At 59.5% G+C, this 18,283-nt stretch carries 15 protein-coding genes; 13 read left to right on the top strand and 2 right to left on the bottom strand.

Annotation, left to right across the window (positions count from 1 at the left end; all coding sequences use genetic code 11):
• Positions 1–738: 738 nt before the first annotated feature.
• Entirely contained in the window at positions 739–2,115 is a 1,377-nt protein-coding gene (locus C5L39_RS02275; protein ID WP_123047782.1) for a TIGR01777 family oxidoreductase, read from the bottom strand.
• Positions 2,116–2,262: 147 nt separating this feature from the next.
• On the opposite strand from C5L39_RS02275, the gene pyrR reads away from it, so the two are divergent.
• From pyrR to C5L39_RS02215, 12 genes are all read left to right on the top strand, one after another.
• Positions 2,263–2,850, top strand: a complete 588-nt coding sequence (pyrR, locus tag C5L39_RS02270; protein WP_123047273.1) for a bifunctional pyr operon transcriptional regulator/uracil phosphoribosyltransferase PyrR — start codon at positions 2,263–2,265, stop codon at positions 2,848–2,850.
• A complete protein-coding gene (locus tag C5L39_RS02265; protein ID WP_123047272.1) occupies positions 2,847–3,809 on the top strand; it encodes an aspartate carbamoyltransferase catalytic subunit in 963 nt (320 codons plus the stop codon). Before pyrR ends, C5L39_RS02265 begins: the two co-directional genes overlap by 4 nt.
• The gene (locus C5L39_RS02260; RefSeq protein ID WP_123047271.1) at positions 3,806–5,161 is read left to right on the top strand and encodes a dihydroorotase; all 1,356 of its coding nucleotides are present in this window, start codon (positions 3,806–3,808) and stop codon (positions 5,159–5,161) included. The genes C5L39_RS02265 and C5L39_RS02260 overlap by 4 nt, the downstream gene beginning before the upstream one ends.
• 38 nt (positions 5,162–5,199) lie before the next feature.
• Positions 5,200–6,387 (top strand): glutamine-hydrolyzing carbamoyl-phosphate synthase small subunit, encoded by a 1,188-nt coding sequence (gene carA / locus C5L39_RS02255; RefSeq protein ID WP_123047270.1) that lies wholly within the window; start codon positions 5,200–5,202, stop codon positions 6,385–6,387.
• Between the two features lie 26 nt (positions 6,388–6,413).
• A complete protein-coding gene (carB, locus tag C5L39_RS02250) occupies positions 6,414–9,755 on the top strand; it encodes a carbamoyl-phosphate synthase large subunit (RefSeq protein ID WP_123047269.1) in 3,342 nt (1,113 codons plus the stop codon).
• Between the two features lie 2 nt (positions 9,756–9,757).
• The gene (pyrF, locus tag C5L39_RS02245) at positions 9,758–10,582 is read left to right on the top strand and encodes an orotidine-5'-phosphate decarboxylase (RefSeq protein ID WP_123047268.1); all 825 of its coding nucleotides are present in this window, start codon (positions 9,758–9,760) and stop codon (positions 10,580–10,582) included.
• Positions 10,583–10,793: 211 nt separating this feature from the next.
• The gene (gene mihF / locus C5L39_RS02240) at positions 10,794–11,117 is read left to right on the top strand and encodes an integration host factor, actinobacterial type (protein ID WP_123047267.1); all 324 of its coding nucleotides are present in this window, start codon (positions 10,794–10,796) and stop codon (positions 11,115–11,117) included.
• A 3-nt stretch (positions 11,118–11,120) separates the two neighbouring features.
• Complete coding sequence (gene gmk, locus C5L39_RS02235; RefSeq protein WP_123047266.1) at positions 11,121–11,702, top strand: guanylate kinase; 582 nt, start codon at positions 11,121–11,123, stop codon at positions 11,700–11,702.
• 80 nt (positions 11,703–11,782) lie between these two features.
• Positions 11,783–12,067: a DNA-directed RNA polymerase subunit omega gene (rpoZ, locus tag C5L39_RS02230; RefSeq protein WP_123047265.1), complete on the top strand. Its 285-nt coding sequence runs from the start codon at positions 11,783–11,785 to the stop codon at positions 12,065–12,067.
• Positions 12,068–12,212: 145 nt separating this feature from the next.
• Positions 12,213–13,466, top strand: coding sequence for a bifunctional phosphopantothenoylcysteine decarboxylase/phosphopantothenate--cysteine ligase CoaBC (gene coaBC, locus C5L39_RS02225; protein ID WP_123047264.1), 1,254 nt, complete (start codon positions 12,213–12,215; stop codon positions 13,464–13,466).
• Between the two features lie 121 nt (positions 13,467–13,587).
• Positions 13,588–14,790: a methionine adenosyltransferase gene (metK, locus tag C5L39_RS02220; RefSeq protein WP_123047781.1), complete on the top strand. Its 1,203-nt coding sequence runs from the start codon at positions 13,588–13,590 to the stop codon at positions 14,788–14,790.
• An 11-nt stretch (positions 14,791–14,801) separates the two neighbouring features.
• Positions 14,802–16,826, top strand: coding sequence for a primosomal protein N' (locus C5L39_RS02215; protein WP_123047263.1), 2,025 nt, complete (start codon positions 14,802–14,804; stop codon positions 16,824–16,826).
• A gap of 488 nt (positions 16,827–17,314) precedes the next feature.
• Here the strand turns inward: C5L39_RS02215 and C5L39_RS10920 are convergent, their stop codons facing one another.
• On the bottom strand, positions 17,315–17,446 hold the full coding sequence (locus C5L39_RS10920; protein ID WP_281270218.1) for a hypothetical protein: 132 nt from the start codon (positions 17,444–17,446) through the stop codon (positions 17,315–17,317).
• Positions 17,447–17,756: 310 nt separating this feature from the next.
• On the opposite strand from C5L39_RS10920, the gene def reads away from it, so the two are divergent.
• Positions 17,757–18,272, top strand: a complete 516-nt coding sequence (gene def, locus C5L39_RS02210; protein WP_206750001.1) for a peptide deformylase — start codon at positions 17,757–17,759, stop codon at positions 18,270–18,272.
• Positions 18,273–18,283: the final 11 nt, after the last annotated feature.

Below are 18,283 nucleotides of genomic sequence, written 5' to 3'. Positions count from 1 at the left end.
AAATGTCCAATAAATATCATCGCATTATTGATTACGATCAGTGTCTCTACGACCTAGCGTAGGCGGCGGAGTCGACGAGACTATTCGTGTATCTCTAATCAGCGCCTAGGTGCGTCTCTTAAACGATTACATAACCCGCATGAGTAGTCGGGGAATCACGAAGGCATTCATCTGCCGCATGTGGGCATCCAAAAGCGAATGAGTCGCAGTCGGCGGACCAGTACGAATAATTCACCTCATCGCCCTGGCTCTGGGTGCAAGATGCGTTAAAACTTGAGGTCGAAATCGTCAGGCGATTCGAAATGCGAGTGGAAGGCTGTGCCGTACTGCCAGCACTTTAGCGCGTTGAAGGTAAGTCTGCTGGCTTCTAGTGCAATGGACAGCACTGCTTAACTCATGACGCTGCAGTTCGTGGGTTTTCAGTTGGCTTTTCATTGTTGCCCGCTAAAAATACCTAGGCCAGCATTCCGATTTCGGATATGGACCACGAAGAGACCCCTCGTAGTTCTTTGCCTCTTAGGATGGCGAGGGTCTGGTTGCAGGTGCTGCAAATATGACGCTGTCGAAGTTGCACACAATTCTAATCAACAGGTGATCACAGGGAGCTAAACCAGCTATTCTGTGGGCCAATAGCCTGGACTGACTGCCCGGTAAATAGCCATCACCAGCGGCAACTAAACCAGCCGCTTAACCACATCAACGCAGCAGACCCCCAACCACCTCCACCACACCTCAACCTCACTCCACCTCATCACCTTCTGCCACGACCCCTGGCTCACAGAGCTCTTCGCCACCTAGTTCATGGGCTAAAGCCTCAGCGAGGGTGGGGTAGCGGAAGGTGTGGGCGGCGTCGATAAGCTTTTGCGGAATGACGCGCTGATCGGCCAGCGCGAGTTCCTTGGCGCCTTCTTTGCCCAGCAGGATGGCTGGTCCCAGGGTAGGGATGGGGATGATTGCTGGGCGGTGGAGCTGGCTGCTGAGCGCAGAGGTCAACTCGCGGTTGAGCACGGGGTTGGGTGCGGTGGCGTTGATGGATCCGGATAGTTCGGGATCAAGCGCGCTGCGGACGATGATGTCGGTCAGATCATCGAGGGCGATCCAGGAAAACCAGAAGTTGCCATCGCCGAAGCTGCCGCCTAGTCCGGTGGAAAACAGTGCCTTGAGTAGGGGGAGTAGTCCGCCGCCGCCGGAGATGACTGCGCCGGTGCGGATACGTACGACTCGTTTTCCAGCCTTGGCAGCCGGGGTGGTGGCTTCTTCCCAATCGGAAACCACATCAGCGAGGAAGCCTTCGCCGCGATCAGCGCTCTCGTCCAATTCTTCTTCGCCACGATCAGCACCGTAGTAGCCCACCGCTGAGGCAGAGATCATGGTGGACACATCGGGGCTATTGGACACCAATTCCGCCAAGCGGCGGGTGGGCTCGATGCGTGAGTCACGGATGGCCTGTTTATGGCTGTTATTAAAGCGACCATAGATCGGTTCGCCGGCTAGATGAATAAGGACATCAACGCCGGCTAGTAGTTCTGGATCTGGGCTGACGAGATCCCATTCGCGCTGGCCGGGCTTGGGGTTGCCACGAACCAGTTGGATGACCTTATGCCCGGAGGTAGTCAGCTGCGCGCTAAGTGCACGGCCCACCAACCCACGGGAACCGGTGATGGCCACCGTCAGGGGAGTCTCTGGCTGCAGGTGGCTGATGCGCTCTAAGAAGCTGAGGTCATTGATCAGCTGGTGTTGGCGGTAGGCAAACATCGACTTCAGTGCGGCCCCGGGGACTCGGGTATTGACGGTGTCGGTGACCAACGTCCCGTCTGCATGGTCGGCAAATTCATGGACGTGTCGCCAATTAGCCAGCATCTTGATGGGCGCAGACGTACACACGTCGGTAAAGAGGTAGCCACGGCGATAATTAGAAAGGTCATGGCGTGCGATCCACTTTAATCCGGCGGGCATAGCCAGGATCGTGGTTCCATTCGCCAGGCTTTCAGCCTGGGACACCGGGGTGATCGGGGCAAACGGCGGGGTCAGGCGGGCCAGGGCACCTTGACGGCTATGCCAATCCCAGACCTGTGACCTAGTGGCGGGGACGACGTGCTTGGCGCTAAGACTCACGGGTTCGATCCCTTTCGTCGTTGAGATACGCACCCGGTTCAGGGTGCGTGGTGCTAAGATCAGCAGCAGTCTTACAAGCATAGACATCATTCGCCATAGACAGGCATCCTTTAAGTACCGCACAGAGAGGCGGGGAAGGAGGTCACGATGAGTGAAAGCAATGTCCCTGCCACGTCTGTCGAGCTACTTGGCTCCGACGACGTTGCACGCACAGTCGCACGCATCGCGCACCAGATCATCGAGAAGACCGCGTTGGATTCCGCCGACGCGCTGCCGGTTTTGCTCTTGGGCATCCCTTCGGGGGGAGTGCCCTTGGCTGAACGTCTGGCCGCAAAGATCGAGGAATTTTCCGGCGTGGCTGTGCCCGTCGGCGCCCTTGATATCACCCTCTACCGTGATGATTTGGGCTCGAAGCCTCATCGCGCGTTGAAACCCACCACGATTCCCACCGCGGGAATTGATGGTCGCACGGTCGTCTTAGTAGATGACGTGCTCTTTTCCGGTCGCACCATTCGCGCAGCCTTGGATGCCCTGCGCGATATTGGCCGTCCGGAGAACATCCAATTGGCGGTCCTGGTTGACCGGGGTCATCGTCAGCTGCCCATCCGGGCCGATTATGTGGGCAAGAATCTGCCCACCTCACGCTGGGAGGATGTCAGCGTCCTACTCCGGGATATTGATGGCCGTGACGCGGTTGTTTTGTCCCACCCTGAGCACCGGGAGAACAATCGATGAAGCATTTGCTGTCCATCGCGGACTTGAGCCGCGATCAGATCATCGGCTTGATGGATGAGGCCGATCGTTTTCGGGAAGCGCTCGAAGGCCGAGAGATCAAGAAGCTGCCTACCTTGCGCGGCCGGACGATTTACTCGCTGTTTTATGAAAACTCCACCCGCACCCGCTCTTCTTTTGAAACCGCGGGCAAGTGGATGAGCGCCGATGTCATTAACCTTTCGGCGTCGTCTTCTTCGGTGAAAAAGGGTGAATCACTCAAAGACACCGCGATGACCTTGGCCTCAATCGGGGCGGATGCGATCATCATGCGCCACCCATCTTCGGGTGCCGCACAACTGGTAGCCGATTGGGTTGCTCCTAATGGGGTGGGCCCGAGCGTGATTAACGCAGGCGATGGCTCTCATCAGCACCCCACCCAAGCACTATTGGATGCGGTGACCATGCGTCAGCGCATCGGCGATGTCAAGGGTCGCAAGGTCCTCATCGTCGGCGACGTACTGCACTCGCGCGTTGTGCGCTCGAATGTTGATCTGCTCGCTGCGCTAGGCGCCGAGGTGGTCTTGGTTGCTCCGCCGACCTTGTTGCCGGCTGGCGTGGCCAATTGGCCAGTGCGCACTGCCTTGGACTTCGATGCTGAGATCCCGGATGCCGACGTCGTGATGATGTTGCGCGTCCAGACTGAGCGGATGCAGGGCGGGTTTTTCCCCTCCCACCGCGAATACGCGACTTTCTATGGTCTGTCCAAGCAGCGCGCGGCAAAGATGAAACCCGGGGCAATCATCATGCACCCGGGCCCGATGCTGCGCGGCATGGAGATCAATTACGCGGTCGCCGATTATGACAACGCTGCTGTCCTTCAACAGGTCAACAACGGAGTTCACCTGCGCATGGCAGTTTTGTTCACCCTCCTCGTCGGCGAGAATTCCGCCGATCACCAGCCCGTCAAGGAGCACGCATGACCCACACCGATTTTCCGGCAACCGGCCCGCTAGCACCTCCGGCCAAAGGCACCCTCAAGCTTGTCGACGTTCGCCTTTACGGCGAAGGCGAGCCCGTCACCGTCCTGATCGAAGATGGCGTGATCACCTCCGTGGACGCTGACCGAGACACCGAGACTGACCACACGGTCGCGGGGCACGGCGAGGTCCTGCTGCCCGGCCTGGTTGATATTCATGTTCACCTGCGCGAGCCCGGCCGAGAAGACACCGAGACCATCGTCTCCGGTTCCCAGGCTGCCGCCAAGGGTGGATTCACAGCAGTGTTCACCATGGCTAACACCAGCCCGGTCACTGATCAGCCGGTGATTGCTGAATCCGTCTGGTTCAAGAGCCAATACGCCGGTATTTGCGATGTGCACCCCGTCGGCTCGATCACCAAAGGACTGGCGGGCAAAGAGCTCACTGAGTTCGGCATGATGGCCAGCTCCCAGGCTAAGGTTCGGATGTTCTCCGATGACGGCAAGTGCGTGGATAATCCGATGATCATGCGCCGAGCATTGGAATACGCCAAAGGCCAGGACGTGCTGCTGGCTCAGCACTCAGAAGAGCCCCGTTTGACCGAAGGCGCGGTCGCTCATGAGGGCGAGACCGCAGCCAAGTTGGGTCTGCGCGGTTGGCCGCGTGCTGCCGAAGAGTCCATCGTGGCCCGCGATGCACTGCTGGCCCGTGACTACGGCAACCGAGTGCATGTCTGCCATGCCTCGACTACCGGCACCGTCGAGCTGGTTAAGTGGGCCAAGGGCCAAGGCATCCCGATGACTGCTGAGGCCACCCCGCACCATTTGCTGCTGACCGATGAAAAGCTCAACTCCTATGACGGTGTCTATCGGGTCAACCCGCCGCTGCGCGAGGAGCACGACACTCTGGCACTACGTGAGGCACTACTCGAGGGAATCATCGACTGTGTGGCCACTGACCACGCCCCGCATGGTTCGGAGGAAAAGTGCTGCGAGTTTGAGCACGCCCGTCCCGGCATGCTGGGTCTGGAGACTTCTCTAGCGATCATCGCGGAGATCTTCGTACGCTCCGGCCGTGCTGATTGGCGCTGGGTGGCCAAGGTGATGAGTGAACGCCCCGCTGAGATCGTGCGCTTGCCCGGTCATGGTCGGCCGATTGCGGTCGGCGAGCCGGCGAACCTGACGCTTATTGATCCAGGTTCTTCCTGGACTGCACGCGGAGGGGAGATGGCCTCGAAGTCGGAAAATAATCCCTATGAGGGCATGGAATTTGCCACCCGGGTGACCACCACTGTCCTGCGCGGTCGGTTGACCTGTGTGAACGGCATTCCTGCTGAGCCGTTCGAGGCAGCGTAGACTTTCGTATAAGATACAGAGACCTGAATAATATGAATATGTATTCTTCCCGCACTAATCCTGTGAAAGGTGACGCCTTGACGTCCTCCACCCGCCCGAACCGGGTCCCCGCAGTTCTCGTCCTCGCGGACGGTCGTGTATTCCGCGGCTATAGCTTCGGAGCAGCCCGCACCACTTTCGGTGAGGCCGTGTTCACCACCGCCATGACCGGCTACCAGGAGACCATGACTGACCCCTCCTACCACCGGCAGATCGTCGTGGCTACCGCCCCGCAGATCGGTAATACCGGCTGGAACGATGAGGACAGCGAATCCTATGATGAGCGCATCTGGGTCGCCGGCCTAGTCATCCGTGACCTGGCCCACCGCGTATCTAACTGGCGCGCGCAGCGCACCCTGACCGCCGAGATGGAAGCCCAGGATGTCGTGGGCATCCAGGGCGTCGATACGCGTGCATTGGTTCGCCACCTGCGCGACCACGGTGCTATGGGCGCCGGAATCTTTATCGGCGACCAAGCCACCGCTCCGGTGGAAAAACTCGTCGCCGAGGTAGCAGCGCAGCCGTCGATGGCAGGCGCGGATCTCTCCGCTGAGGTCTCCACCGATGTGGTCTATGAGGTACCGGCTCAAGGCGAGCAGAAATACACCATCGTCGCCTATGACTTGGGTATTAAATCCGCCACCCCGAATAACTTTGCCAAGCGCGGCATCCGCAGCATCGTCGTTCCGGCGAACACTCCCTTCGAGGAGTTGGCGCAGTACCACCCAGACGGGGTGTTTTTCTCCAACGGTCCTGGTGACCCGGCGACCGCCGACAAAATGGTGGAGGTGGCCCGCAAGGTCATCGAAGCCAAGATCCCACTGTTTGGTATTTGCTTCGGCAACCAGATCTTGGGCCGCGCACTGGGCCTTGGCACCTTCAAGCTCAAGTTCGGTCACCGCGGTATCAACGTTCCAGTAATCAACAAGGTCACCGGAAAGATCGATATCACCTCTCAGAATCACGGCTTCGCACTTGAGACCCCGGCAGGGGAGAGCTTCGAGACCGATTTCGGCCCGGCTCGAGTGACCCACGTGTGCCTCAACGATCAGACGGTTGAGGGAGTTGCCCTCGATAACGGCATGGCCTTCTCCGTGCAGTACCATCCGGAATCCGCCGCCGGCCCCCACGACGCTAGCCCGCTGTTCGACCAGTTCATCGCCTTGATGGACGAGTCCGCGAAGTAAAGAACCAGGAAGGTACTGAAAAAACTATGCCTAAGCGCAACGACATCAACCACGTCCTGGTCATCGGATCCGGTCCCATCGTCATCGGCCAGGCCTGCGAGTTTGACTACTCCGGCACCCAGGCCTGCCGTGTTCTCAAAGAAGAGGGCCTGCGGGTCAGCCTCATCAACTCCAACCCGGCCACCATCATGACCGACCCGGAGTTTGCCGACCACACCTACGTCGAGCCGATCCAGCCGGAATACATCGAGAAGATCTTCGAAAAGGAGATCGAGCAGGGCCACCCGATCGACGCTGTACTGGCTACCTTGGGCGGACAGACCGCACTCAACGCTGCCATCCAGCTCGATCGCCTGGGCATCCTGGATAAGTTTGGAGTCGAGCTCATCGGCGCTGACATCGATGCCATTGAGCGCGGCGAGGATCGCCAGAAGTTCAAAGACATCGTTGCCTCCGTCGGTGGCGAATCCGCTCGCTCTAACGTCTGCCACAACATGGACGAGGTCCGCGCGACCGTCGAAGAGCTCGGTTGGCCGGTAGTCGTGCGCCCTTCCTTCACCATGGGTGGACTGGGCTCCGGCTTGGCTTATAACGACGAAGACCTCAACCGCATCGCCGGCGGTGGCCTCGCAGCCTCCCCGGAGGCCAACGTCCTGATCGAGGAGTCCATCCTCGGCTGGAAGGAATTTGAGCTCGAGCTCATGCGTGATGGTGATGACAACGTCGTGGTCATCGCCTCCATCGAAAACGTTGACGCCATGGGCGTGCACACCGGTGACTCGGTGACCATCGCCCCGGCGCTGACCCTAACTGACCGCGAGTTCCAGAAACTGCGCGACCTTGGTATCGCGATCATCCGTGCAGTAGGTGTGGACACCGGTGGCTGCAACATCCAGTTCGCCATCAACCCCGTCGATGGCCGGTTGATCACCATCGAGATGAACCCGCGCGTGTCGCGTTCCTCCGCACTGGCTTCGAAGGCCACTGGATTCCCGATTGCCAAGATCGCCGCCAAGCTGGCGATTGGCTACACCTTGGATGAGATCACCAACGACATCACCGGCGTCACCCCGGCCGCGTTCGAGCCGACCTTGGACTACGTCATCGTCAAGGCCCCGCGCTTTGCCTTCGAGAAGTTCCCCGGCGCCGACGACACCCTGACCACCACGATGAAGTCCGTCGGTGAGGCCATGGGTATTGGCCGTAACTACATCTCCGGGCTCAACAAGGTCATGCGCTCGCTCGAGCAAAAGCAGGCTGGTTTCTGGACTAAGCCCGATGAGTTCTTCGCTGGCGAGCGTGCCGGCGACCTCGAGGCGGTCCTGGCTGACCTTAAGCGTCCCACTGAGGGCCGCATGTACGACGTCGAGCTCGCTCTGCGTCTAGGTGCAAGCATCGAGCAAGCTTATGAAGCTTCCTCCATTGACCCTTGGTTCCTGGCTGAGCTCAAAGAGCTCGTCGATTTCCGCCAGATTCTGCAGGATGCTCCTGTGCTCGACGAAGATCTGCTGCGTGAGGCCAAGTACCTGGGCCTGTCCGACGCACAGATCGCGGCTCTGCGCCCAGAGTTCGCCGGAGAGACCGGTGTACGTCGTCTGCGCTGGTCGCTGGGTATTCGCCCGGTGTTCAAGACCGTGGATACCTGTGCCGCCGAGTTCGAAGCGAAGACTCCGTACCACTACTCCGCTTATGAGCTAGACCCTGATGCCGAGTCCGAGGTCGCACCGCAGACCGAAAAAGACAAGGTCATCATTCTCGGCTCCGGCCCTAACCGCATTGGCCAGGGCATCGAGTTCGACTACTCCTGTGTTCACGCCGCACTCGAGCTGTCCCGAGTGGGCTACGAGACCATCATGGTCAACTGCAACCCGGAGACCGTCTCCACTGACTATGACACCGCCGATCGTCTCTACTTTGAGCCGCTGACCTTCGAAGATGTCATGGAGGTCTACCACGCAGAGGCCACCTCCGGCACCGTGGCTGGCGTGATCGTTCAGCTCGGCGGTCAGACTCCGCTGGGTCTGGCTCAGCAGCTGGCTGATGCAGGTGTTCCGGTCGTGGGTACTTCTCCCGAGGCCATCAACCTGGCCGAGGACCGCGGCGAGTTCGGCGAGGTCCTGCGCCTGGCTGAGCTGCCTGCTCCGGCCTTTGGTACGGCTATTTCCTTCGAGCAGGCCCGCGATGTGGCCAATGAGATCGGCTACCCGGTCTTGGTGCGTCCTTCCTATGTTCTGGGTGGACGCGGCATGGAAATCGTCTACGACGAGGCCGCATTGCTCGACTACATTGAGCGCTCCACTGAGCTCAACCCGGAGCACCCAGTCCTGGTTGACCGCTTCCTCGACTCCGCCATCGAGATCGACGTTGACGCCCTGTGCGACGGCGATGATGTCTACCTAGCCGGAGTCATGGAGCATATCGAGGAAGCCGGCATTCACTCCGGCGACTCGGCCTGTGCCTTGCCGCCAATGACGCTTGGTGCGGAAGATATCGAGCAGGTCCGCCGTTCTACCGCGGCACTGGCTCACGGTATCGGTGTCAAGGGTTTGATGAACGTTCAGTTCGCACTCAAGGACGATATTCTCTACGTCATTGAGGCCAACCCGCGCGCCTCGCGTACGGTGCCATTCGTCTCCAAGGCCACTGGTGTGCACCTGGCCAAGGCTGCTTCTCGGATCATGCTCGGCGCTAGCCTGGATGAGCTCAAGGCTGAAGGAATGATCCCCACGGCTTATGACGGTGGCTCGCTGCCGTTGGATCATGCCATCGCGGTCAAGGAAGCAGTCTTGCCTTTCAACCGGTTCCGCCGCCCAGATGGATCCATGCTGGATACCCTGTTGAGCCCGGAGATGAAATCCACCGGTGAAGTCATGGGCCTATCGGACAACTTTGGTGCCGCCTACGCCAAGGCCGAGGCCGCTGCTTTCGGCGAGCTTCCGACCTCTGGCAACGTGTTCGTCTCCGTGGCTAACCGCGACAAGCGCACCCTGATTTTCCCGATCCAGCGCCTCTCGAGCTTGGGCTTTACCATCTTCGCCACTGCCGGAACCGCCGCGATGTTGCGCCGCAATGGCATTGATTGTGAGACCGTCCAAAAGGCCTCCGATGTCCGCGAAGGCGCTGAAGGTGACTCGATCGTCGACCTGATCTTAGGCCGCAAGATCGACTTGATCCTCAACACCCCAGCCGGTTCCGCCGGTGCGCGCCATGATGGCTATGACATCCGCGCAGCCGCCGTGAGCGTTGGCGTGGCACTAGTGACCACCGTTCAGGGTGTCACTGCGGCAGTCCAGGGCATTGAGGCCATGCGCAAGGGCAACCTTGAGGTCCGCGCTTTGCAGGAACTCGATCACTCGGTGGGGCAGTAATAGTGACGTTCGGCCAACAGCTTCTCGACGCCGCCGCTGACCGCGGACGCCTCTGCGTCGGCATCGATCCGCATGCCTCCCTGCTTAAAGCCTGGGGGCTCAGCGATGATGTCGCCGGGTTGGCCGAGTTTAGCCAACGGTGTGTGGAGGCTTTCGCCGACACCGCCGCATTGGTTAAGCCACAGGTTGCCTTCTACGAGCGATTCGGTTCCGCTGGATTCAAGGTGTTGGAAGATACCCTTGCCCAGCTACGCGAGGCAGGTTGCCTCACGGTGGCCGATGCTAAGCGTGGCGATATCGGCTCCACCATGGCCGGCTACGCCCAAGCTTGGCTGGGGGATGATTCCCCCCTTCGGGCTGATGCGGTGACGGTGTCGCCCTATCTAGGTGTGGGGGCGTTGGCTCCCGTATTCGAACTGGCCGAGGCTACTGGTCGGGGAGTGTTCGTGTTGGCTGCTACCTCAAATCCAGAGGCGGTGGTGTTGCAAAACCACCTGGCGCAGGACGGTCGTAGCATCTCCCAGCAAGTAGTCGATGAGTGCGCGGCACTCAATGCCGGGCATGAGGGTGCAGGCAATATTGGTGTGGTCGTGGGAGCGACCTTGTCGTCGGCTCCAGATCTTTCTGCGCTCAATGGCCCGGTGCTGATGCCCGGTGTCGGAGCCCAGGGTGGTTCGGCCGCCGATGTCGACCGAATTGCCTCAGGCGTGGAGCAATTAGCCTTCCCGAATATCTCTCGGGCAGTGCTCTCTGCGGGGCCGGTAGTGGCCGATTTACGGGAGGCAACCCTGGTTGCTGCCCGTGAATTCCCAGGTCGCAGCCTGTGAGCTGATCGGGATCTGTCCTGGTACTTTAGAAATTGCGGGCCGTTGACGTGCTAAAACGGCCCGCTCAATAGGACTGAACTGGCACCGGTGCTAAACTGGTCCAAGTTCAGCAGGCTTAGGTGGTTAAACACATGAGTAGACTGCTGAAATCGGCTGTAAGATTTGGCTGAATTATCCGAATTATCCCCCCCATCTGAACCGGAGGAACCCCGTGGCCCTTCCCAAGTTGACCGACGAGCAGCGCAAGGATGCCCTCGCTAAGGCTGCTGAAGCCCGCAAGACCCGTGCAGAGCTCAAGGAAAAGCTCAAGCGCGGTGGCACCAACCTCAAGGAGGTCTTGGAGCAGGCTCAGACCGATGAGATCATCGGCAAGACCAAGGTCTCGGCCCTGTTGGAAGCCCTTCCCAAGGTCGGCAAGGTCAAGGCTAAGGAGATCATGGAGGAGCTCGAGATCGCCCAGACTCGTCGTCTGCGTGGCCTCGGCGACCGTCAGCGTCGCGCCCTCCTGGAGCGCTTCGGCTTCACCGAGGACTAGAACATGCCCGGCAAAAACTCAACGGGTCGGCTAGTTGTACTGGCTGGCCCCTCCGCCGTAGGCAAGTCCACTGTGGTCCATCGCCTACGCGCTGATGTCGAGCAGCTCTACTTCAGTGTCTCCATGACTACTCGCACGGCACGCCCGGGCGAGGAAGATGGCACTGATTATTTCTTTGTCTCCGTCGAACAGTTCCAGGACAATATTGATCATGGGCGGATGCTCGAATGGGCAGAAATCCACGGTGGCCTGCAACGTTCTGGTACTCCGGCCGCGCCGGTTCAGGAAGCCCTCGCGCAGGGTCGCCCGGTACTAGTCGAGGTTGACCTCGAAGGCGCTCGAAATGTGAAGAAGTCAATGCCAGAGGCAGAGACCGTCTTCTTGGCGCCCCCGTCCTGGGAGGTGCTCGTTGAGCGTTTGACCGGACGCGGGACTGAGACGCAAGAAGTGATCAAACGCCGATTGGAAACCGCTCGCAAGGAGCTGGCTAGCCAAGCAGAGTTTGATCACGTGGTGGTCAATGACAACGTCGATGACGCGGTCAGCGCCATTAGTGCTATCCTGCATGGCACTTCCCTGAAATAAGGTCCCAGGGGCGCGGTCAACTAGTTGGCCTGCGCAGCAACAAGGACCAGAGAATTTTCAACCCACATGAAAAGGTGCAAGTGACCAACGTGAGCAACGAGCAGTCCGCAGCTGTCTTCGATCCGCCGGAGGGCATTACTGCCCCGCCCATCGACCAGCTGTTGGATCGGGTTTCGTCCAAGTACGCCCTGGTGATCTTCGCTGCCAAGCGGGCCCGCCAGATCAATAGCTACTACCAGCAGCACGACGATGGCGTCTTTGAGTTCATCGGCCCGCTGGTGACCCCGGAACCGGGTGAGAAGCCGCTGTCAATCGCATTGCGCGAAATCGACGCTGGCCTGCTCGACCACGAGGAAGGCAACTAGCCTCTCCGCGGCCCATGGCCCACACCCCTTTAGCCCGTGCTTGTCCCACTATGGACATGCGGGCTAAAGGGGTGTTTTCCGTACCTGGCAGTAGAGTCGGGGATCGGGTAGACGTCTTAGAAATTTGCAACCAGGGGAGTTGAGCATGACCAAGCAGCAGCAGTCGCCGCGAAGGATCATCGTTGGAGTATCAGGTGGAATTGCCGCCTATAAGGCGTGCCATCTGGTCCGAGATCTCAAGGAAGCTGGCGATGACGTCCGCGTGGTGCCCACTTCCAATGCGCTCAACTTTGTTGGTGCCGCTACCTTCGAGGCACTCAGTGGGCATCCGGTGGCTACCTCGGTCTATGAAGCAGTCGATCAGGTCCAGCATGTTCGCTTAGGCCAGGAAGCTGATGCGATAGTTATCGCCCCGGCTACCGCTGATCTTATGGCTCGGCTGGTGGCTGGTCGAGCTGATGACCTACTCACTGCCACCGTATTGGTGGCCACCTGTCCGGTGATTGTCGCCCCGGCGATGCATACCGAGATGTGGCTGAATGCGGCAACGCAAGCGAACGTCGATACGCTGCGCAGCCGGGGAATAATCGTGCTGGAGCCAGCCCACGGTCGGCTGACTGGTACTGATACTGGGCCTGGCCGGTTGCCGGAAGCAGGACAGATCGCGCAGCTAGTGCGCGTAGCGCTCGCAGGTCACCGCTTGCCGCATGATTGGGCAGGCCGCACAGTGTTAATCACCGCAGGCGGCACACAGGAGAATCTGGATCCAGTGCGTTTCTTAGGCAATCGTTCTTCTGGGCGCCAAGGATTCGCCTTGGCGGAGATCGCCGCGCACAGGGGTGCGCAGGTGACCATTATCGCGGGAGATACGGAAGATCTTCCGGTGCCCTCCGGTGCGGTAGTAGAGAAGGTGACCTCGGCGCGGGAGATGGCCGCGAGCGTCGATAAGCATGCTGGATCGGCCGATGTGATCATCATGGCCGCGGCAGTGGCGGACTTTCGGCCCAAAGCCCAGGCCGGCGCGAAGTTAAAGAAGGGTGCCGATGATAGCGCCCTTGCCAGCATTGAGCTGGTAGAAAACCCGGATATTTTGGCCACGACGGTCCAGCGACGCAGCGCCGGTGAGCTAGCTGCGTCAACGTTGATTATCGGGTTTGCCGCCGAGACCGGCGATGAGCGGCTTAGTGCGCTAGAGCATGCGCAGGCGAAGTTGGCACGTAAGGGCTGTGACTTATTGATGTGCAACGAAGTCGGCACGGGCAAGGTCTTTGGGCAGTCGCATAATCAAGGTTGGCTATTGGCTGCTGATGGTCGCGTGACGGAGATTCCAGAGGGTTCCAAGCATGCGGTGGCAGCCGAGATCTTGGCTGCAGTAGATGATTTAGCCTCGCTAGATTGACGTTCGTAGACAGCTTGGTCTATATTGGGCGGAGACCTGATTCGGATGTCCAACATTCAACGAAAGAAGCACTCCCTTGGCTGAAGATGCCGCCACCACGACCGTCGCGTTTGACCGCCCCGTGCCGGTCCGCCTATTTACCAGCGAGTCGGTGACCGAAGGCCACCCTGACAAAATCTGCGACGCCATCTCCGATGCGATCCTCGACCAGATTCTCACTGTCGATCCCGGCGCCCGCGTCGCCGTAGAAACTATGGTCACCACCGGCCAGGTCCATGTGGCCGGCGAGGTGCGCACCAGCGGCTACGTCGAGATCCCGCGGCTGGTGCGTCAGACCTTGCGCGATATTGGCTTCATCTCCTCTGATGTTGGCTTCGACGGCACTACTTGTGGCGTCAATATCGCCATTGGTGAGCAGTCCACCGAGATCGGTGAGGGCGTGGATACCTCCCATGAGGTTCGCTCCGGCGGCTCTATTGATGACGATGACCTAGCCGGCGCCGGCGATCAGGGACTCATGTTTGGCTACGCCTCGAATGAAACCGAGGAATACATGCCGTTGCCGATCGCGATTGCGCACCGGCTTTCCCGCCGGCTGAGCCAGGTGCGCAAGGAAAACATCGTGCCCAACCTGCGGCCCGATGGCAAGACCCAGGTCACCTTCGCTTATGACGCTGATGATCGCCCGGTGCGCTTGGATACCATTGTCATCTCCACTCAGCACAGCCCCGAGGTCACCCAGGAATGGTTGGCCGCCGAGCTGCGCAAACACGTGGTGGATTGGGTCGTCGCCGATGCCAAAATCAGCGACATGGTTGATGAAGATTTGACCCTGCTGATTAATCCTTCCGGCTCTTTCGTCCTCGGCGGACCGATGGGCGATGCTGGGCTGACCGGCCGCAAGATTATCGTGGACACCTATGGCGGCATGGCCCGCCACGGCGGCGGTGCCTTCTCCGGCAAGGATCCCTCAAAGGTTGATCGCTCGGCTGCCTACGCCATGCGTTGGGTGGCTAAGAATATCGTCGCCGCCAAACTGGCAGCCCGCGCAGAAGTTCAGGTGGCCTATGCCATCGGTCGCGCCAAGCCCGTCGGTTTGTATGTGGAGACCTTCGGCACGGCTGCGGAGGGGCTCAGTGATGAGGCCATCCAAGGCGCCGTGGAGCGCGTCTTTGATCTGCGCCCGGCCGCAATCATCCGGGATCTGGACCTGTTGCGGCCGATCTACCGGCAGACGGCAGCCTATGGCCACTTCGGCCGCCTCGACTTGGATCTTCCTTGGGAACGCCTAGACCGTATCGACGCCCTCAAGGCCGCCCTGTAGAATTCCTGTCCATGTCTCCAGCCCGCGTCCCCGCCACTGATCGGCCGGTGGCGCGGGTCTTGCCATTATTGGGCCTGCCGCATCTCGACCGGCCCTTCGACTACCTCATTGATGCTGAGCAAGATGAATACGCTGCCTCCGGCGTGCGCGTGCGGATCCGATTTTCCGGCCGGCTGGTCGATGCGGTCATCCTCGAAAGAACCGAGCGTTCTTCCCACGATGGGAACTTAAAGTATCTCGAGCGGGTGATCTCCCCGGATGTGGTCTATCCCGAATCTACCGCCCGGCTTATCGACGCCCTCGCCGCCCGCTATGGCGGCACCCGCTCCGATATCATCCGAGCTGCCGTGCCTTCGCGGCACGCCAAAGCAGAAGAATCTGCCACCGATACTCCCTGGGAAAAACTTGGACCAGTAACTGAGCCCGACCTTTCTGGGTGGTCGGCCTATCAATTCGGCGAGTCCTTTGTAGACGCCGTGGTTGGTGGAGCTTCAGCGCGGGCTGCCTGGCAGATCGCCCCCGGAGATAACTGGGCCCAAGCACTAGCTGGGCTGGCGGTAAAGGTGGTCAAAGACGGCGGGGGAGCACTATTGGTGGTCCCAGACCAGCGAGATGTGGATGCACTGGAATTCGCACTCCGCGAGCTGGTCTCGGCGAAACAAGTCACGACGCTGACTTCTGGGCTGGGACCACAAGCCCGCTACCGGCGCTTTCTCTCCATCCTGCACGGCCAAGGGCGATTGGTGGTGGGTACTCGTTCTGCGGCCTTTGCCCCAGTGGCTGATTTGCGGTTGGCCGTCATCCTGCATGATGGCGATGACAACTTGGTGGATCCGCGGGCTCCCTATATCCACGCCCGAGAGGTCTTGACTACGCGTAGCGCGCTGGAAGGCTGCTCGCTCATCCTGGCCGGGCACACCCGCACCGCAGAATCGCAGCTGCTGGTGGAATCTGGGTGGGCACACGATTTAGTGGCCCCGAGAGAAACCCTGCGCACTAGAATGCCGATGATCCGGGCTGCCGCGGACTCTGAGTTTGAACTGGTTCGTGATCCTCGGGCCGGTTCCGCACGGCTGCCAATGGTGGCTTTCGAAGCGTTGCGGCGTGCGCTTGATCGCGATGAGCCAGCCCTGATTCAGGTCCCGCGAAAGGGCTATGTGCCGACGCTGGCCTGTGGCAACTGCCGCGCTCCAGCACGCTGTCGGCAGTGCAATGGTCCGGTCGGGCTGCCCTCTCACGGTGCGCATCAAGGCGGGGTTCCCACCTGCCGCTGGTGTGGGCGGCCCGATGCCCACTACCGCTGTGGAGAATGCGGCTCAGTCAAGCTGCGCGCAGTGGTCTTAGGTACTGAAAGGACCGCGGAGGAGCTGGGCCGGGCCTTTTCCCAGACCCGAGTCATTTCTTCTGGCGGCAACCGGATCGTGGCAGACGTGGAGAATTCAGCTGCGTTAGTCGTGGCGACACCAGGTGCTGAACCCAGAGTGCTCGGTGGCGCTTATGGGGCGGCCCTGCTGCTTGATACTTGGGCGCTGTTGGGGCGCCAAGATTTGCGGGCCACCGAAGAAGCCTTGGACAAGTGGGCATCAGTGGCCACGTTGGTCTCCCCACACAGCAAAGGTGGGGAAGTAGTAGTCGTTGCTGACCCTGGCCTGCCGGTGGTTCAATCGCTCATTCGTTGGGACATGGTCGGCGCTGCTGCCTTAGAGCTTGCTCAACGCCGGGAAGTGGGCTTCCCGCCGGCAGTACATATGGCGGCAATTGATGGCGCCAATTCCTCCCTCGACATGTTCCTCTCACTGGTAGAGCTGCCCGACAACGCTGAAGTGCTCGGGCCTGTCGACCTGCCCCCCGGGGTCAGCCTGCCCGGAGAATATGATGAGCGCAGATTCGGTCCCGCCCAGCGGATCTTGCTGCGCACTCCGCCAGGTCCTCGTTCCGGACTGGGCTCCGCGCTGCGCGCAGCAGCTATTGCGCGTGCCGGACACAAGGACAATCTGCCTTTGCGGATTCAGGTGGACCCGATTCAGATCGGGTGATCGAAGTTCTCGGTTGAGGGCCAGTTGAGTTTTATTGGGACTACATCCGTTAGCTGCACCTACTGAATCGCGAGACAACTAAAAAAGATCATTCTTGCATAACTGCAACCGTACTAACTATAGGATTTATAATTTGTCTACTTTCTGCTATTTATAGCGTTCGGAAAGGCAAAACTCGCGAGGTTTTTTAAAATCCTTAGTGGCGCTTTTTTCACTATTCCAGTAGTCGCCCTTGCAATCTATGCTTCTAGGCATTCAAGTATTGACATATCTACTACGTCCTTAGCGTTGGTCTGCGCGTATACATTCATTCTTTCCCTATTTGTACAATTTATTGCCAAGAAAAAATGATGATTTTCCGCAATCAATGAGATAAATGTATGGGCCTTGGATTGTCTTTACCCGTTTCCTACCTAAAAAAAGGAAGCGAGATGCTGGTTTCAATGTGTCCACCACCAGGGGGTCAGCCCCGAGGCCAACCAGCACGGTTATTGGACATGGAAGGCCCCCTTCCAGATTGTGCGGAAGACCTGAATGATTGCGATATCTGCCACGTGGTGGCTTGTGTAGTCGGTGGTGGCATTAATATCGAAAAACTGAGCATTCTGGGCAGAGCTCATCACCGCAATAGTAGTGGCCACCGTGATCGTTCCGGAAGGCTCGGAAACCTAGATAGGGACCCACTATCTGGGAGAGGGGGTTGGATGCTGTCTGATGGAGGTTGCCTCCAGCTCAGTGATTTACCGCTCCAGAACTAGTCTGTTGGGGTGAAAATCTGAGCGAGACTAGGTGGGAAAGCTGCCGGTGCATCGCCGCCAAACAGCGAACAATTGGCGCATTTGGGCGGTAGCCCGTGACCGGGGCAGGAGTATCTGACCGGGGCAGTAGACTTGTGCTCAACCTCAAACGATGAAGGAGTCCGCACGCCCCATGACTGTCCGTGAAATCCGCCTATTCGGCGACCCCGTCCTCACTACCAGGTCTGACGAGATCACCGTATTCGACGACGCTTTATCCATCCTCGTCGAGGACATGCTCGAAACCATGGACGAGGCTGGGGGCGTAGGCCTGGCGGCTAACCAGATCGGAATCACCCGACGGGTGTTTGTCTATGACTGCAGCCACGTCGAAGACGGACTCCGCGGCCACATCATCAATCCGGTGTGGGAAGAGATTGAAGAAACCACCCAGAGTGGCCCCGAAGGATGTTTGTCTATCCCGGATGTCACCGAAGAGACCGTCCGTTTTGAAACGGTCCGCGTGAGTGGTCGAGATTGCAAGGGGAACCCGATCTCGATGGTTGCCTCCGGACTGATGTCTCGCTGCATCCAGCATGAAAGTGACCATTTGGATGGCGTGCTCTTTCTCAAACGCCTCGATCCGCAGCGCCGCAAGGCCGTCATGGCCGGTATTCGCACCGCCGACTGGTTCAATAACCCCAGCTAGGAGCCTTCATT

This window comes from Corynebacterium alimapuense (assembly GCF_003716585.1).
In the GTDB taxonomy this organism is placed as follows: Bacteria; Actinomycetota; Actinomycetes; order Mycobacteriales; family Mycobacteriaceae; genus Corynebacterium; species Corynebacterium alimapuense.
This window is presented reverse-complemented; position numbering and strand designations above follow the sequence as displayed.

Excerpts from the sequence above, each read along its gene's own strand:
- pyrR (WP_123047273.1), top strand. The coding sequence starts at position 2,263 with ATGAGTGAAAGCAATGTCCCTGCCACGTCTGTCGAGCTACTTGGCTCC.
- C5L39_RS02265 (WP_123047272.1), top strand. The coding sequence starts at position 2,847 with ATGAAGCATTTGCTGTCCATCGCGGACTTGAGCCGCGATCAGATCATC.
- C5L39_RS02260 (WP_123047271.1), top strand. The coding sequence starts at position 3,806 with ATGACCCACACCGATTTTCCGGCAACCGGCCCGCTAGCACCTCCGGCC.
- carA (WP_123047270.1), top strand. The coding sequence starts at position 5,200 with ATGTATTCTTCCCGCACTAATCCTGTGAAAGGTGACGCCTTGACGTCC.
- carB (WP_123047269.1), top strand. The coding sequence starts at position 6,414 with ATGCCTAAGCGCAACGACATCAACCACGTCCTGGTCATCGGATCCGGT.
- gmk (WP_123047266.1), top strand. The coding sequence starts at position 11,121 with ATGCCCGGCAAAAACTCAACGGGTCGGCTAGTTGTACTGGCTGGCCCC.
- coaBC (WP_123047264.1), top strand. The coding sequence starts at position 12,213 with ATGACCAAGCAGCAGCAGTCGCCGCGAAGGATCATCGTTGGAGTATCA.
- C5L39_RS02215 (WP_123047263.1), top strand. The coding sequence starts at position 14,802 with ATGTCTCCAGCCCGCGTCCCCGCCACTGATCGGCCGGTGGCGCGGGTC.
- C5L39_RS10920 (WP_281270218.1), bottom strand. The coding sequence starts at position 17,446 with ATGAGCTCTGCCCAGAATGCTCAGTTTTTCGATATTAATGCCACCACC.
- def (WP_206750001.1), top strand. The coding sequence starts at position 17,757 with ATGACTGTCCGTGAAATCCGCCTATTCGGCGACCCCGTCCTCACTACC.